12 protein-coding genes and 1 pseudogene are annotated in these 15,869 nt (G+C 48.3%); 9 read left to right on the forward strand and 4 right to left on the reverse strand.

Annotated features, from left to right (window positions below; genetic code table 11):
• Positions 1–83: 83 nt before the first annotated feature.
• Entirely contained in the window at positions 84–1,394 is a 1,311-nt protein-coding gene (locus tag IQE94_RS12810; RefSeq protein WP_223341782.1) for an IS701 family transposase, read from the forward strand.
• On the opposite strand, the pseudogene IQE94_RS12815 reads toward IQE94_RS12810, so the two are convergent.
• The 4 genes and pseudogenes from IQE94_RS12815 to IQE94_RS12830 all read right to left on the reverse strand — a co-directional run.
• Positions 1,381–2,487 (reverse strand): annotated as a pseudogene (locus IQE94_RS12815) (IS256 family transposase); the annotation flags it as partial. The gene IQE94_RS12810 and the pseudogene IQE94_RS12815 sit on opposite strands and share 14 nt — an antisense overlap.
• Before the next feature lie 325 nt (positions 2,488–2,812).
• The gene (locus tag IQE94_RS12820) at positions 2,813–4,111 is read right to left on the reverse strand and encodes a cell wall metabolism sensor histidine kinase WalK (RefSeq protein ID WP_223342086.1); all 1,299 of its coding nucleotides are present in this window, start codon (positions 4,109–4,111) and stop codon (positions 2,813–2,815) included.
• A 120-nt stretch (positions 4,112–4,231) separates the two neighbouring features.
• Positions 4,232–5,212 carry an acetyl-CoA carboxylase, carboxyltransferase subunit beta gene (accD, locus tag IQE94_RS12825; protein ID WP_212721250.1) on the reverse strand — a complete coding sequence of 327 codons (981 nt, stop codon included), beginning with the start codon at positions 5,210–5,212 and terminating at the stop codon, positions 4,232–4,234.
• A 113-nt stretch (positions 5,213–5,325) separates the two neighbouring features.
• Positions 5,326–6,771 (reverse strand): circularly permuted type 2 ATP-grasp protein, encoded by a 1,446-nt coding sequence (locus IQE94_RS12830; RefSeq protein ID WP_212721248.1) that lies wholly within the window; start codon positions 6,769–6,771, stop codon positions 5,326–5,328.
• Positions 6,772–7,165: 394 nt separating this feature from the next.
• Here IQE94_RS12830 and IQE94_RS12835 point away from each other — a divergent pair, with 394 nt between their 5' ends.
• The 8 genes from IQE94_RS12835 (at position 7,166) to gloA (ending at position 15,734) form a co-directional block, all read left to right on the forward strand.
• On the forward strand, positions 7,166–7,546 hold the full coding sequence (locus IQE94_RS12835) for a hypothetical protein (RefSeq protein WP_212721246.1): 381 nt from the start codon (positions 7,166–7,168) through the stop codon (positions 7,544–7,546).
• Between the two features lie 84 nt (positions 7,547–7,630).
• Positions 7,631–9,136 carry an AAA family ATPase gene (locus IQE94_RS12840; RefSeq protein WP_212721244.1) on the forward strand — a complete coding sequence of 502 codons (1,506 nt, stop codon included), beginning with the start codon at positions 7,631–7,633 and terminating at the stop codon, positions 9,134–9,136.
• Between the two features lie 132 nt (positions 9,137–9,268).
• The gene (locus IQE94_RS12845; RefSeq protein ID WP_010873324.1) at positions 9,269–9,619 is read left to right on the forward strand and encodes a DUF1257 domain-containing protein; all 351 of its coding nucleotides are present in this window, start codon (positions 9,269–9,271) and stop codon (positions 9,617–9,619) included.
• A 192-nt stretch (positions 9,620–9,811) separates the two neighbouring features.
• Positions 9,812–11,035 (forward strand): hypothetical protein, encoded by a 1,224-nt coding sequence (locus IQE94_RS12850; RefSeq protein WP_212721242.1) that lies wholly within the window; start codon positions 9,812–9,814, stop codon positions 11,033–11,035.
• A gap of 42 nt (positions 11,036–11,077) precedes the next feature.
• Positions 11,078–13,192, forward strand: coding sequence for an acylase (locus IQE94_RS12855; RefSeq protein ID WP_212721240.1), 2,115 nt, complete (start codon positions 11,078–11,080; stop codon positions 13,190–13,192).
• A gap of 21 nt (positions 13,193–13,213) precedes the next feature.
• On the forward strand, positions 13,214–13,852 hold the full coding sequence (gene tmk / locus IQE94_RS12860; RefSeq protein WP_212721238.1) for a dTMP kinase: 639 nt from the start codon (positions 13,214–13,216) through the stop codon (positions 13,850–13,852).
• Positions 13,849–15,225: a CHAT domain-containing protein gene (locus tag IQE94_RS12865; protein ID WP_223342087.1), complete on the forward strand. Its 1,377-nt coding sequence runs from the start codon at positions 13,849–13,851 to the stop codon at positions 15,223–15,225. The genes tmk and IQE94_RS12865 overlap by 4 nt, the downstream gene beginning before the upstream one ends.
• A gap of 113 nt (positions 15,226–15,338) precedes the next feature.
• The gene (gene gloA / locus IQE94_RS12870) at positions 15,339–15,734 is read left to right on the forward strand and encodes a lactoylglutathione lyase (protein ID WP_212721235.1); all 396 of its coding nucleotides are present in this window, start codon (positions 15,339–15,341) and stop codon (positions 15,732–15,734) included.
• Positions 15,735–15,869 lie beyond the last annotated feature (135 nt).

The raw sequence follows: 15,869 nt of genomic DNA on the forward strand, positions 1-15,869 counted from the left end.
TATCTCGTCCTTTGCTATACCCCTCTTCCGTCAGACTGAGGGAATTAAAATGGAGATAAAAGGCTGAAAAGCGCGGAGGGAGAATGACAAAGACAAGAGAGGCGAAAAAGACAGTACAGTGTGTAGACACATATAGTGAACTGTATAAAGATATATTTCCAGAAGTGAGGTCTTATGAGTCATTTAAATATATCATTGTGGGAATATTAAGTGATATAAAAAGAAAGAGTTTACCTGCAATAGCATCATCACTAGGATTGAAAAATGAACAGGGATTACTGCATTTCATGACAGATTCTCCTTGGGAATTAAAAGAATTAGAAAAAAGAAGATTAAATATTATCTTAGAAGTTTTAGAAGGAAGAGAAATAATAGTAATAATAGATGAAACAGGAGACCCCAAAAAAGGGAAAACAACAGATTATGTAAAAAGACAATATATTGGAAATTTAGGAAAAATAGAAAGCGGTATAGTGTCAGTAAATGCCTATGGTTACTGCAATGGAGTAACGTTTCCTCTAGAATCAAAAGTATTTAAACCAAAAGAAAGATTAAAAGAGGGAGATAAGTATAAAACAAAGCCGGAATTAGCAGTAGAGATAATAAAAGAACTAGAAGAAAGTGGTTTTAAAATAAAAAGAGTAGTGTCAGATAGCTTATATGGAGAAAGCCATAGCAATTTTATCAGTGCCGTAGAGGAATTAAAAATAGAATATGCAGTGGGAATCCGGAGCAATCATGGGGTCTGGCTTCCAAAGGAAGCTAAAGTAAGGGCAAATAAGTGGAGGAGGTTTGAACATATAAGATGGGATGGAAAACAGGAAGATAGGTATATCAGAGAAATAGTTTATGGCAAAAAAAACGCAATAAGATATTGGGAAATTAAAACAGAAACAGAAAAAGAGGAGGAAAAAGCAGGATGGTTTGTAATGACTCGAATACCAGATATTAAATATAAAGAAGTTGGCAGAATATATGGGGTAAGGTCATGGATAGAATATGGATTTAAGCAATGCAAAAGTGAATTAGGATGGGCAGATTTTAGGGTAACTCATTATGAGCAAATTCAAAAATGGTGGGAATTAGTGATGTGTGCATATTGTATGATTTGTTTTTATGATGAGAATTTTAATCCGACTCTAAATTCAACGTCAAAGTATCATCAAAAGCATGAAAAATGGGATAAAGAAGAAGGGTGGAAAAAATGGCTAAACAACCTACGATTAGTGATCTCTGTATTTAATGCAATAAATCTTATCAAAAAGTGGTTAAAAGTATTTCCATTTGCCCATGTTTTGGATGAGTTAACTAAACTTTACAACAAGGTTGATAAGCTAGATCGATTAAAGTATTTGCTAAATTCATGGAATACATTCTATTCTTCTTCTGCCTAGATTGATGAAAGAGGGATAATAGCGTAAAGACAGAATCTTCGTCGGGAAAAACGGCTTTGGTTTTAATTACTTTACGTAAAGAACGGTTCATGGACTCAATAGCATTGGTGGTATAGATTACCCGTCGAATTTCCATGGGATAGTCAAAAATGGGAATGACATGCTCCCAATGACGTAGCCAGATTTGAGTGATAGCGGGGTAAAGTTTATCCCATTTCTGGGAAAAAACATCCAGAGCCGCTTCAAATCTGTCGCCACTGCCTTGGGGTCTTTCCAGGGGACAGAGTTAAGGCAATTACGCATCAAATGGACAATACATAGTTGGTTGGACTTAGGTTTGGGGATAAACTGCCTCAATCGCCTCAGGGAAGCTCCTTAAGCCATCACAACAGGCAATTAGAATATCCTTTAGCTCCCGATTCTTGAGCTCTGTCAGGATTCGTAACCAAAATTTGGCTCCCTCGGCTTCTGCTTCCCCAGTCCATAGTCCTAGTAGCTGTTTGTCTCCCTCCCGGTCAATACCCAACGCTGCATACACTGCCCGTTTGCTCACTCGACCTGAGACTTTGATGTTTACATACAGTGCATCTAGGTAAACAATGGCATACACCTCCTCTAATGGACGAGATTGCCAGGCTTTAACTTCCTCCGTTACTGAATCTGTCACTTCGCTAATCAAGCTGGCTGACACCTTTGCCCCATACAATTCCTCCAGTTCGGCACTTATGTCCCGAGTACTCATGCCCCTGGCATACAACCCCAGAATTTTTTCGTCCGTTGATGTTCGGGTAGGCACTAACACTCGCTCAAAGCTACTCTCCCTGTTTCGAGGGATTGCTATTTCCATTTCACCCTGGTTTGATTGAACTGTTTTTTTTGAATAACCGTTCCGGCTATTGCCCTTTTCTTCTTCTTTCTGGTTATTCAGATGAGCATTCAGTTCCCCACTCAGGGCTCTCTATCAACCTTTTGATTAGTTGTTTTAGTAGTCTAGTCCTGACTCTCTCAAAATTTCTTCGGGGGTTTTATGCTCTTCTAGCAACTCATCTAGTAACACATCGACGCGATTCGGTTCTTGTTTTTTACGTACCATTGGGGTCTCCTTTTTTTGATTGGATTTTACTCCCCTTACACAAAATTTTGTTCAGTCCCGTCCGTAAAATTTGATCCATCCCCCGTCAGCAATCCAAACATTTGGGGCGACGCTCTTGAGCTGATACAGCGGTTCATAGCCCGTTGCTCTACTTTCAAGCATAGATAAATCCTAATCAATAACCTATTTTCTATCCAAGTTTAACTAATGCTCGCGTTAAATTAGGACAAACGAAAGATTTTTTAATCTGCTCTGACCGCAAAAAATCCTCCAATGCTTCTTCACTTTTATTTGGTTTTCTCCACCCAGGCAAATTTGAAAAAACTCAGACCTGGGAACTGTCATCCAGATTCGGCCGATGGAGTAATTCAATAGTGAACATTGCTCCGCCGGTTTCATAATTAGCCGCCGTTAAATTTCCCCCGTGGGCCAGCACAATCTCCTTGGCGATCGCCAAACCTAGTCCACTGCCATGGCGTTGACTTTCGGGGTGTAGGCGGGCTCGGGAACTGTCCCCCCGATAAAGTCGCTCAAAAATATAGGGCAAATCCCTCGGTTGAAAACCTAAACCTTGGTCCCGGATCGTCATGGTAATGCCTTGTTCCCCCAGGCCACCGTGGACAAAAATCACTCCATCCGGCGGACTATGTTTGAGAGTGTTATCCAAAATGTTCATCAAGACCTGCATGAGGCGATCGCCGTCCCCTTCTAGATTCAATTCCGGCGGCCCTTGGTAATCCAGGGTGATATTTTTCACTGCGGCGATCGGGGTTAACCGCTCCCAAGTCAAGGCAAGTAAACGGCGTAAATTGATTGGTTCCGGTTCCAGATAGAGGTTGGGATTAGCGGTAATTTGGGTTAAATGGAGCCAACTTTCTACCAAATTTTGCAAGCGATAAATTTCCTTCAGTAACCGTTCCGCCCAAGCCCCATCTTCGGCAGGTAACCGGGTTTGTAACCGTTCTGCAATTAAAGCCACCGCTGTTAACGGGGTTCTTAGCTCATGGGCCAGATCGGAAAAAGCTTGGTCTCTACCCTGGCGCAGGGCCGCTAAAGTTTGGCGATTTTCCACAAATACGGCCACTTTGCCTTCTTTGAGGGGAAATCCCGATCCCCTGAGAAAAATTGATTCTGGCGTTAGGGGACGGCCATTCTCCCGACTTTCCATGGCGGCGGTGAGGGGCGGAAAAAATGACCATTCCCGAGTTTGGCTTATCTGGGTTTGGCGGGTACGCTCAATTAATTGGTCTAATTTGTAGGAGCGAATAAACTCCAAAAAAAGTCTGCGTTCCCCCGGTTGCCAATAGCGAATGTGTAGCAAACTCTCAGCCGCAGGATTACACCATTCCAAGTTATTTTCCTGATCAATTAACAAATAACCGAGGGGAGAAAGGGACATAACTCCCCGCCAATGAGCAATGGTGTCTAAATATTCTGCACAAAGATCATTTAAATGGCTAATCTCTCGCCGCACCAAGGAAACAAGGGACAGGGAATGGGAAACTTCTTCGGTATCCGGTAGTCCGGTGAGTAATTTTTTAATTTTATTATTCAGCCGAAATCGTTCGATCGCCCCGATGCCAAAACCAATTGCCCCACCAATCGCCAACGTAATTATTTCCATGTTCTAGCAGTTGCCTAGTCCGGAGCATCATTTTGCCATCAAGTGTAGCTAATAGGAACCCATTGAATTCTAGTCCTTTTGCCAAATTGAATCACCGTCAGCAATGATGATTTAAAATTTTTAACTATCTTGATTGACGGAAATTTGATTATCCACCGCCAGGGCCGTATGGCTGAGCACCAACTCCGGGCTAACCTGTTTGGGGTCAGCATTGAGGGGGGGCAAAATCGGATAAAAGGGTTGATGGAGGCTAATCAACTGGGCCAAGGTTCTTTTCAGTTGGGGTCGGGGCACAATGGCATCGACAAAACCGTGGTGCATTAAATATTCAGAAGTCTGAAAATCGTCGGGTAATTTTTCTCGCAACGTTTGTTCAATGACCCGCCGCCCAGCAAAACCAATGGTGGCCTTGGGTTCTGCCAAAATCAAATCCCCCAGCATGGCGAAGCTCGCCGTCACTCCGCCGGTGGTGGGATGGGTGAGCACGGGGATGTAAAGTAACCTTTGCTCCCGATGTTTTTGCAGCGCGCCAGAAATCTTGGCCATTTGCATTAAGCTCAACATTCCTTCCTGCATTCTGGCTCCACCGGAGGCACAGATGATAATCACCGGTAGTCTTTCCAGGGTGGCATACTCAATCAGGCGGCAGAGTTTTTCCCCCACCACGGAGCCCATGCTACCACCCATAAAGCGGAAATCCATCACCCCCAGGGTGATCGGCAGACCATCGAGGCGACCATGGCCAGTTTGCACTGCATCCGTCAATGCCGTTGTTTTTTGGGTGTCGCGGATACGGTCTTTATAGGATTTGCGGTCTTTAAATTTGAGGGGATCAGTGGGTTGCAAATGTTCATTGATGGGTTGCCACGTCTTAGCATCAATTAACTGACGAATCCGTTCGTCACTGTCCACCCGGAGATGGTGTCCACATTCGGCACACACCAGCCAATTGCTCTGCAAATCTTTGGTATAGGTCAACACACCGCAGGCTGGACATTTAGTCCATAGCCCATCGGCCACCTCCCTTTCCTGGGGGGATTGGGGCTGGAGCATGGGGGGCTCAGCTTTTTCACGGTTGGCAAACCAATCAAATAGAGACATATTTGTTCGGGGACAGTGGCGATCGCAACGGTAATCCAAGACACATTTGCCATTCTACCAAGATCGTTGCCGGTGCTTTGGCGATCAACCGGTTGTCAGGACAGCAAAAGCCATTATTGCCCGGAACCTTGCAATACCCAGGTATCTTTACTGCCTCCCCCTTGGGAAGAGTTGACCACCAAAGATCCCTTCCGCAGAGCCACCCTAGTCAGGCCACCGGGATGGACGTAAATTTCATCTCCCCGATTCAGAATATAGGGACGGAGGTCCACATGGCGACCTTCCACTTGATCACCAATTAAAGTGGGCACCCGGGAGAGATTGAGCACCGGCTGGGCAATGTAGTTACGGGGATTATGGCGGATGCGTTCGGCAAACTGCGCCCTTTCCTCCGGGCTGGCACTAGGGCCCATCAACATTCCGTATCCCCCGGCTTCGTTAGCGGACTTGACCACCAATTCCTCCAGATGGTCCAGCACATAGTTTCTATCCTCTTCCCGCCAGCATAGATAGGTGGGCACATTGGCCAAAAGAGGTTCTTCCTTGAGGTAGTAATTGATCATCTCCGGCACATAGGCATAGATAACTTTATCGTCCGCTACCCCTGTACCGGGGGCATTGGCTAGGGCCACCCGCCCTTGGCGATACACTTCCATTAAGCCTGCTACCCCCAGGAGGGAATCGGGACGGAATACTTCTGGGTCAATGAAATCATCATCCAGGCGACGATAGACCACATCCACTCGCTGTAAGCCTTTAGTGGTACGCATTTGTAAATAGCCGTCGGCCACCACTAAATCCCGGCCTTCCACCAACTCTACCCCCATCTGTTGGGCGAGGAAGGAATGCTCAAAGTAAGCGGAATTGTTAATACCAGGGGTTAACACTACCACCACCGGGGCTGCCAAATGGGGCGGGGCCAGGTTAAGCAGAGTTTCCAATAATTGGCTGGGATAACTATCCACCGGTTGAATTGGAATGGTTTGGAACATGTCGGGGAAAGTACTTTTCATCACTCGCCGATTTTCCAAGACGTAGGAAATGCCGGAGGGCACCCGTAGATTGTCTTCCAGCACAAACCATTGACCTTTGCCATCTCGAACCAAATCAGTGCCGGTGATGTGACACCAAACTCCGGCGGGGGGCTTGATACCGATGCAGGGCTTCAGGAATCCACTGGCGGATTCAACAATGTCCAGGGGCATAATGCCATCTTTGACAATGTGTTGGGGGCCGTAAATATCGGTCAAAAAACAATTCAGGGCTTTGATGCGTTGTTTCAATCCTTTTTCGAGCGATCGCCATTCCGCTTCAGCAATAATGCGAGGAATAATGTCCACTGGAAAAATACGCTCTACCCCCTGGTCATCGTTATAAACCCGAAAAGTGACCCCCAGGTTAAAGAGGGCAATTTGAGCCGTTTCATGGTGTTGTCTGAGGATTTCCGGTGATAACTGCCCCATCCAATCAATGAGAGGAGCGGCTTGAGGTCGGGGTTGCCCCGGGGCGGAAAAAAGTTCGTCGTAGAAATTGCCTGGGTCGTAGCTCTGAAGTTGCATTGTTCCCCATTGATGGTGGTCTAGACTTGGGCCATGGTGCCATTGCTGATCAGTTTTTGGTGATGACAGGGGGGCAGTTTACGGGTCAAATAAGTAAAAATCTCCCCTCTCAGAGTCCGTTGACAAAGTTCTGATCTGCCCCTTAAATCCCCGCATTCTGGGGGACTTTGAAGTAATTTCTCCCTAAAAGTGAATGGCTAAGGGACTCTAAAACAGGTTCTTGGCCACGGTTCCATTATTCAGCTTGGAAGGAAACGGGGACAGCGATTGTAATTGAAGCGACAATTTCCTTGGCAATTTAGTTTTTGTAACGAAATATTACAAAAATGCAGGCATAGTGGCATAGTGGCTTGACAGGATAGTGGCGCGTGATTAAATTGGGGTACTATACCCGATGGGTAACCTAATCATTAGTGATATGCAGGACAAGCAAAAGGTCACACTTTATATGCCGCCGGGCATCCATCGGCAACTCCGAATTCGCTCAGCCATTGACGCTGAATCTATGTCGGCGATCGTAGAACGGGCCATTGATTTTTACCTCAAGCACCCGGACAAGGTCGAAGCCGAAGAAAAGTCAACCTATGGCAAAACCCATCAGGTGCATATCTGCCCCGAATGCGACGCCGCAATGGTGATGCGGGACGGCCAGATGATGTCCTTGAAGGATCAGCCCAGTGTCCTGAACGATAACGAAGAGTCATCCGTACCTCTGGTGGAGGATACTCCGGTGACTGCCGATGTCGATGGGGAAAAAATGTTGATTCCCTGCTAAGTTGACCAGTTTTTGGTTGGCCCTAGGCAAAATCATTCGCATCGATTTCCTGTTCATTCCTTCCCCCAATTTTTGGTCGAACCCATGCAAGAAGAGCTGAGTGTACTCCTGAAAGCTCAATACCCCCTGATTTATCTCGTTACTTCCGAGGAAGAGCGGGCTGAGCAAGCGGTGTACCGCATCGTTCAGGAGGTCACCCAGCATCAACGGCTATTTGTTTGGACTGTGACCCATGGCTTTCGGGAATACGGTGCTACCCAACAAAAAACCCACCACAATACCATCTCCCCCGAGGCGGCCATTGAGTGGGTGGTGCGCCAGGAACCGGGCATTTTCATTTTCAAAGACCTCCATCCTTTCATTTCTTCTCCGGCGGTGACCCGGTGGCTCCGGGAGGCGATCGCCAGCTTTAAGGGCACAGAAAAGGCGATCGTGCTCATGTCCCCCTACCAGGAAACCCCCATTGAACTGGAAAAGGACGTGGTGGTGTTGGACTTTGCCCTGCCCGATTTGGCTACCCTGGATGGGGTGCTGGGGCAACAGTTGGGTAAGTCTCGCCATGCCCTAGGGGAAGATTCCCGGGAAAAACTGCTGAAGGCGGCCCTGGGATTAACTAAGGATGAGGCGGAAAAGGTCTATCGCAAAGCCTACGTCAAAGCGGGACAGTTAACCGAAGGGGAGGTGGAAATTGTCCTCTCCGAGAAAAAACAGTTGATCCGTCGCAACGGCATCCTTGATTACATTGAGGAGGATGAAACCATCCGGGCCGTGGGGGGACTGGAGGAGCTGAAAAGATGGTTGACCCAGCGCTCCGACGCTTTTACCGAGCGGGCTCGGGAATACGGTTTGCCCCAACCCAAGGGCATGCTGATTCTAGGGGTTCCCGGTTGCGGTAAGTCTTTGATTGCCAAAACCACTTCCCGGCTCTGGGGTTTGCCCCTGCTGCGCTTGGATATGGGGCGGGTCTATGACGGTTCCATGGTGGGGCGATCGGAGGCTAATCTCCGCAATGCCTTGAAAACCGCCGAGTCCATTTCTCCAGCTATTTTGTTCATTGATGAATTGGACAAAGCATTTGCTGGGGGAGCCGGTTCCGGAGACTCTGATGGGGGAACCTCCAGTCGGATCTTCGGTAGTTTCCTCACCTGGATGCAGGAAAAGACCTCGCCGGTATTTGTAATGGCTACGGCCAACCGGGTCGATCGTCTCCCCGGAGAATTTCTCCGTAAGGGACGCTTTGACGAGATCTTTTTCGTTGATCTACCTTCTGCGGAAGAACGGGAAGCCATTTTCCGTATTCACCTCCATAAACGGCGTAAAGACACCTCCCGTTTTGACCTGGGGGAACTGGCCCGCACCTCCGACGGTTTTTCCGGAGCAGAAATTGAGCAGGCGATCGTAGCTGCCATGTACGAAGCCTTTGCCCAAGAAAGAGAATTTAACCAGCTCGACATTATTGCAGCGATCAAATCGACGTTGCCCCTGTCGCGCACCATGGTAGAGCAGGTCACCGCGCTTCGAGATTGGGCCCGACAAAGGGCCCGGCCTGCCTCCGCTTCCGTGGCTGAATATCAGCGACTGGAGTTCTAACAAGCTTTCTCCTGTTGTTGCAGGAGCAAAGACTAGCCCAAGGGTTAGTAGTTTAAGATAAGCCGTTTTTATGGCGGCATTTCCCACTTCTCAATTGTTGTTGTTGACTTTTTTCTCTGGAGGAAATCCACCATGTCTCATTTCAGCACTCTCCGTACTAAGATCACGAACGCTGAAGTTTTAACATCTTCCCTTAATGACCTCGGTATCACCACCAAAACCGAAGCTGATGTGCGGGGCTACAACGGCCAACGCATCCGGGCTGACATTGTGGCCGTTTTAGATGGTGATTACGATTTAGGTTGGTCCCGCAACAGTGATGGTTCCTTCGACTTGATCGCTGATCTTTGGGGTGTAGCCAAAAAACATAATCAAACTGAGTTGATCAATTCCATCAACCAAAAGTACGCCGTTAATCAAACCTTGGCTGAAGTAAAACAACGGGGCTTACAAAATGCCAATGTGAAGCTAGTCGTCCACTAAACTGCATTCCTTTGTTTCTGCTGTTTCTGCAAAACGATTAGGATTTTCGGTGCGTTCCCAAGCCTCTTTCGGTAGCTGTCTTGATTGCAGGACGGCTACTTTTTTCTGGCCATATTCCGTTAAGCTTGGGTATGGGCGGGTTCCATTGTCATAATTAATTAAGCCGGTTTTTTTTGGTTGTTTTTTGCTCCCATGTCTATTCCCCCCAGTGCTCTGGCTGATGTAGCCCACTATCTTGAAGAACAGGATGAGGGGCAAAGGATCAAGAAGTTATTGTTTTGTTTGTCGAAAAAATACTGGGAGAACGATCCCAATGTGCTCGACACTAATGGTTTAGATGCCCTACTGGCGGAGTTGGTAGTACAGAAGCCGACAATTGAACAGTTTACTTTCTCTCTTTATAAGCTAGTTAAAACCCTCAACCGTCCCAAGGTTTATGCGGCGGTGGCCAAAACCATACTGGATCAGTTGGGGCCAATTTATACAGCCTATGGGGAAACGGCCATTCCAGGGGATGCTAAGGGTGAAGAAGGGGCGATCGCCGCGGTGTCCTCTGCAAATCAATCCCCGACTCCGGTGCATCGGGTGGTGGATCCGCAATATCAGGCGACCCAGATAGCCCACATTCTGGCTCAGCACCGAGAACAGGTCCGCATTCAAAAGTTAGTTTTCGCCGTGGCCCGGGGTTACTGGGAAAACAATCTCCAGGCCATCGAGGAGGTGGGGTTAGCTAATTTATTGTTGGAGTTGCGGCAACGCTATCCCACCCCTAGCCAGTTAAAGGAAGGCTTTAGCCAAATTGTCAACAATATCAACAAATCCACTTTCTATTTGGCGATCGCCAAGTTGATTCTTGAGCAAATGCAGGTTCTTTATGATGGAGAATCCCACCAAGGTGACCACGCTTCCGTGCTAGAGAATGAGCCCCAAACCAATTTGACCATGGCCCCTTCCCCGGACGCATTAGCAAATAAGGCCCAAGCAACATCCATCGTCGATTTTAACGCTTTGCCCATACCGACTCCTCCCCCCCGGCCCCGCCAAAGTGAACCAATTCTGACGGTGTTGGGGGCTGTGGTGCCTTCTCCTCCGGGTACTCTCCTCCAAGCCCAAACTGAGAAGAAGGAATACGATCTGTTTGAGATCCGCTCGGAGATTATGCAATATACCAATCCCTTACGGGCAAAAGTTTTGCTGTTTTCGGTGCTGTTTCAAAGTTGGGACGAACATAGCCCAGACTGGAGTTTAGTACGCAGTTATGCTCTAGATGACCTGGTGGAGCAACTTATCCTGAGCCGTAGACGACCCAACGAGGTGGAAATTAAGCTCAATGCCCTGGCCAGCCAAATGTTTGACCAGGAGGAATATCAACAAACCGCCCAAACTCTGATCAAAATTATTAAACCCCTATTCTAGTTTCGTTTAAAATTGAACCGCCAACGGAGATTTTCAGGACGGATGCTGGTGCAAATAAGGGGTAAATTACGGCGGGGTTTAGGACTGGTGTTGCTATTTGTGCTGGCACTGGGGTTGGGCATTGGTAACCCTGTCTGGGCCAATAACAAAACAGAAATTTTTTGGGATAGCTGGGGAGTACCCCATATTTTTGCGGCCAATGAAACCAAGTTAATGGAAGGTTTCGGTTGGGCCCAGGCCCAGGGCCACGGGGATTTACTCCTGACCCTGTACGGGGAAGCGAGGGGTAAAGGGGCGGAATATTGGGGCATCGATTACCTAGATAATGATCAGTATGTGCACACGATGAATATCCCCCGACGATCGGCAGTGTGGTTAGATGCCCAAACCCCTGCCATGCGCCGTGACCTAGAAAGTTTTGCCCAGGGTATTAATAACTATTTCCAACAACACCCGGATTTTAGTCAGCCCAGTTTGCGCCGAGTACTGCCCATTACCGCCCAGGATGTGGTGGCCCATGTGCAGAGGTTATTGCTGTTTGAATTTGTGACTAGTCCCCAAGCCATTGCTAGCCTAGCGGGCCAAATACCCGCCAGTAATGTGCCCATTGCCTCCAATGCCTGGGCGATCGCCCCCAAACAAAGTGAATCAGGCCATGGCTTGTTACTGATTAATCCCCATTTACCTTGGGGGGGACGGTTCCGTCTCACGGAGGCCCAATTGGTGGCCCCTGGTCTGGATTTAACTGGGGCGGCCTTTGTGGGAACTCCTGTGCCGGCCATGGGTTTTAACAATAATCTGGGCTGGAGCTTGACGGTCAATTACCCCCATAACGTCGGCAAATATGCCCTCACTTTGACAGAAGGGGGCTATGAATGGGACGGGGAAGTTAAATCCTTTGATCGCCATAGTCACCAAATCAATATTCTCCAGGGCAATGGTAGTTACCAAACCCTGCAATGGGAAACCCTAGGCAGTGCGGCGGGTATGGTGGTGGCCCAACGGGGAGGTAAGGCTTACACTCTACAAATTCCTGGTTTGGATCGCAGTGGTGCCATCAGCCAATTTTTGCGCATGGGTAAAGCCCAAAACCTAGAGCAGTTTGAAGGGGCTTGGCAAGAGCAGCAAATTCCCATGTTCAATGTGCTCTACGGCGATCGCCAGGGTAATATTTTTTATCTTTACAATACATTGACCCCCATCAGGGAAGGCAGTTGGCAAGATTGGGACCGTCTGCAACCGATTAACAGCAGTACGGATTTAAACCCTGGTTACTACAGTTATGAACAATTGCCCAAGCTGACTAACCCCAAGAGTGGTTGGCTGCAAAACAGTAACGATCCCCCCTGGACCAGTACCTTTCCCCCGGAGTTAGATCCAGCGGATTATCCCCCTAATCTGGCCGCTCCGGACTTGAGTTTTGCCCCAGCTTTGTTGCGGACCCAACGCTCCATTAAACTACTAGAAAATACACCGCCCTTGACCTTTGAGCAATTTAAGCAAAAGGCCCTCAACAGTCAGATGGAATTGGGCGATCGCATTGTGCCTTTGTTGGTGTCGGCGGCCAAAGCCTTAGCTAATCCCATTGGCATTGAAGCGGCGGAGGTACTCCAGGCTTGGGACAAACAGGCCAAGCCAGACAGTCGGGGGGCGGTATTGTTTATGCTCTGGGCCCTGACCATTGGGGCCGATAAAGTACTGGGGGGAACTTGGGACCCAAGCGATCCCCTCCATACCCCCAGCGGTATGGCGGACATTAATAAATTTATGGCAGTGCTAGAAGGGGTGGCGGCCCAGGTGAAGTTTCTCTACGATGACTTGGCTATCAGTTGGGGAGAAGTGGTGCAAATGCAGGCAGGAAACTTTACCTCCCCGGCCAATGGGGCTCCCAGTAACCTAGGAAGTTTTCGGGTGTTGACCCTGGGCACCATTGCCAACCAACGATTCCAGGCCTTGGCCGGGGACAGTTACCTGAGCCTAGTGGAATTTGCCGATCGCCCTAGGGGCCAGAGCATTTTGGTCTATGGCAATGCTAGCCAGCCCGATTCCCCCCATAACGGCGACCAATTATCCCTGTATAGTCAGAATCAACTGCGCCCAGTCTGGCGATCGCCAAGGGAGATTAAAGCCCACTTGGAAAGAATGGAAACACTTTAGCAGGGAAGATTGGCAAAAGTTATGGCGGCATTATTTATTGTCCTAGAAGGCATTGACGGATCCGGGAAAACTACCCAAGGCGATCTCCTGTTGGCCCATTTCCAACGTCAAGGCATGGCGGCCGTGCTCAGCCCCGAACCCACCAACGGCCCTGTGGGTCGCTTAATTCGTCAAGCTTTACAGGGGGATCTGTTTACCTACAATGATGCCCAACAATTTGAAGCCCAAATGGGTTATTTATTCGCGGCTGATCGCCATTATCATCTCTACAATCCAGGGGATGGGGTAGAGTCCCAATTGGCCCGGCAATGCCATGTAATTACCACCCGTTACTACTTTTCTTCCCTCGCCTATAATTGTCACACAGAGTCAGATTGGGAATTTGTCCAACGCTTAAATCAATCCTTTCCCCACCCTGACTGTGTAATTTACCTAGACCTACCGGTGGATTTGGCCCTACAACGCCTTGGCAATCGCCTGCAACGGAGTGACCAAACTGCAAGGGAGTGCTATGAACAGAGGGAAAAGCTGACCAGTGTGCATCGTAATTACGGCAGAATTTTTGCCCATTACCCCGGTCAATGCTGTCGTCTGGATGCTAGCTTGTCGATGGAACAAATACACCAGGCTATTGTCACTAAAGTTGAGGAAATGTTGTGAATAAATCAAATAAATTCCCATTTCCCCTTGGCCAATGGGGACGTTTCGCCGCAGGAGTCTTCCTGGGACTATTTCTCCTGGTAGGATTCGCCCCTTGGGTAAAAGCCCAGGTAAATTTTTCGGCCCCGATTTTGGTTAGTTTGCAACCCAGTAACGCTCTAAACATCCAACAGGTCAATGAGCTAACTACCGATCTAGAAGGTAAATGGGCTGGTATTTACGAAGATTATTTTCGGGAAGATTTCTCGAGCCTGGGTTTAACCACGGAGGAAATTGGGCGAAAATTAGCTTCCCTACAGCAACAAACTGGACAAAAAGCGGCTATTTTTTGGATTAATCCCCAAGAAAAAGGGGTTTCCATTTGTTTATTAACTGGTGATCGCCCACCGGTGGGGGTGAAGGTGCTCAACACGGCAGAACAAAATCTGTTGGCCACCGTGCAAATGTTTTCTCTGCAAGTGAGTGATCCCCGCAACCAAGATTATCGGGTCACCGGCAAAAAGTTATATGACTGGTTGATTGCCCCTGTGGCGGATGAATTAAAAGCCAATGCCATTGACACCCTGATTTTTTGCGTCGGCCCCAAGCTCCGTTCCCTCCCCTTTGCCGCCCTCTACGATGGAGAACAGTTTTTAGCCGAAAAATATGCCATCACCCGCATTCCCGGCTTCAACCTCACGGAATGGAGCCCCACCGACCTCAGCCAGGCCAACATTCTTGCCATGGGATCTTCGGAATTTAGTGACGCGGAACCCCTACCGGGGGTGGCTTTGGAGATTGCGAACATCACCCCCCAACCCTGGCCTGGGGTTGCCATGCTAAACCAAAAATTCACCGTCAAAAATTTGCAAGCGGCCCGCCAAGAACAGCCCTTTGCCTTGGTCCATCTTGCCACCCACGCAGAATTTAATGCCGGTTCCCCCGCCGACTCCTACATTCAATTTGTGAACAGTCGTTTGAACCTCAAGGAGATTAGGAATTTGCAATGGCAGGATCCCCCCGTTGATCTTTTAGTGCTTAGCGCCTGCACCACGGCCCTGGGTAATACTCAAGCAGAATTGGGCTTTGTGGGCTTAGCTTTGCAATCGGGGGTCAAATCAGCCCTGGGGAGCTTATGGCGGGTGAGTGACCTGGGTACCATGGCGTTAATGAGTGAATTTTACTGGCAGTTGAAGGCCAATTCCTTCAAGGCCAAAGCCCTGCAAGAAGCCCAAATTAAGATGATTAACGGGGAAATTGCTCTCAATGGGGGAGAACTACAGGTTTCCCGGGGGGCAATCGCCGTGGAGGATGAATTATTAACGTTGAGAAATCCCGAACTCTCCCATCCCTACTATTGGGCCAGCTTTTCTCTGATTGGCAATCCCTTTTAGACATGGTGACAACGGTTCACCACCATTGAACACTGGAAAAATTAAGTCCAAGGGTGATCGCCAAGATTTTGTTAGGATCTGCCTGTTGGGCAAACTTAGCTTATCAAAAACCTATGTTCTTACTACACACCATGATTCGGGTGGGAGATTTAGACAAATCCCTCCAATTTTACTGTGACATTCTAGGGATGAATTTACTGCGCAAAAAAGACTACCCCAGTGGGGAATTTACCCTCGCCTTTGTGGGTTATGGCAAGGAATCGGATAATGCGGTGATTGAGTTGACCCATAACTGGGGCACCGATAAATACAATTTGGGTAATGGTTTTGGCCACATTGCCCTGGGGGTGGAAGACATCTATGGCACCTGCGACAAAATCAGAGCCAAGGGGGGTAAAGTAGTGCGGGAACCGGGGCCAATGAAGCACGGCACCACTGTCATTGCGTTTGTGGAAGATCCAGACGGCTACAAAATTGAATTGATCCAGACTTCCTCAAAGAAGGATTAGGTTCACACTGCTGGGTGGCCTATACCGATGGGCATTGGAGTTGGGCAATCTGTTTAATTAGACTGTCCGCTACTCAATTGCGAAGAAAAGTTTTGCCAGTCCCCCAAACCTAATGGAAATACAGTGAGTTGATGG

Origin of the sequence: Synechocystis sp. PCC 7339 (assembly GCF_019924095.1) — a bacterium.
Lineage (GTDB): Bacteria > Cyanobacteriota > Cyanobacteriia > Cyanobacteriales > Microcystaceae > Synechocystis.

What these genes read in the sequence shown, in the direction of transcription:
- IQE94_RS12810 (WP_223341782.1), top strand. Translation starts at nt 84, where the DNA reads ATGACAAAGACAAGAGAGGCGAAAAAGACAGTACAGTGTGTAGACACA.
- accD (WP_212721250.1), bottom strand. Translation starts at nt 5,212, where the DNA reads ATGTCTCTATTTGATTGGTTTGCCAACCGTGAAAAAGCTGAGCCCCCC.
- IQE94_RS12830 (WP_212721248.1), bottom strand. Translation starts at nt 6,771, where the DNA reads ATGCAACTTCAGAGCTACGACCCAGGCAATTTCTACGACGAACTTTTT.
- IQE94_RS12820 (WP_223342086.1), bottom strand. Translation starts at nt 4,111, where the DNA reads ATGGAAATAATTACGTTGGCGATTGGTGGGGCAATTGGTTTTGGCATC.
- IQE94_RS12855 (WP_212721240.1), top strand. Translation starts at nt 11,078, where the DNA reads ATGCTGGTGCAAATAAGGGGTAAATTACGGCGGGGTTTAGGACTGGTG.
- IQE94_RS12850 (WP_212721242.1), top strand. Translation starts at nt 9,812, where the DNA reads ATGTCTATTCCCCCCAGTGCTCTGGCTGATGTAGCCCACTATCTTGAA.
- tmk (WP_212721238.1), top strand. Translation starts at nt 13,214, where the DNA reads ATGGCGGCATTATTTATTGTCCTAGAAGGCATTGACGGATCCGGGAAA.
- IQE94_RS12845 (WP_010873324.1), top strand. Translation starts at nt 9,269, where the DNA reads ATGTCTCATTTCAGCACTCTCCGTACTAAGATCACGAACGCTGAAGTT.
- gloA (WP_212721235.1), top strand. Translation starts at nt 15,339, where the DNA reads ATGTTCTTACTACACACCATGATTCGGGTGGGAGATTTAGACAAATCC.
- IQE94_RS12840 (WP_212721244.1), top strand. Translation starts at nt 7,631, where the DNA reads ATGCAAGAAGAGCTGAGTGTACTCCTGAAAGCTCAATACCCCCTGATT.
- IQE94_RS12835 (WP_212721246.1), top strand. Translation starts at nt 7,166, where the DNA reads ATGGGTAACCTAATCATTAGTGATATGCAGGACAAGCAAAAGGTCACA.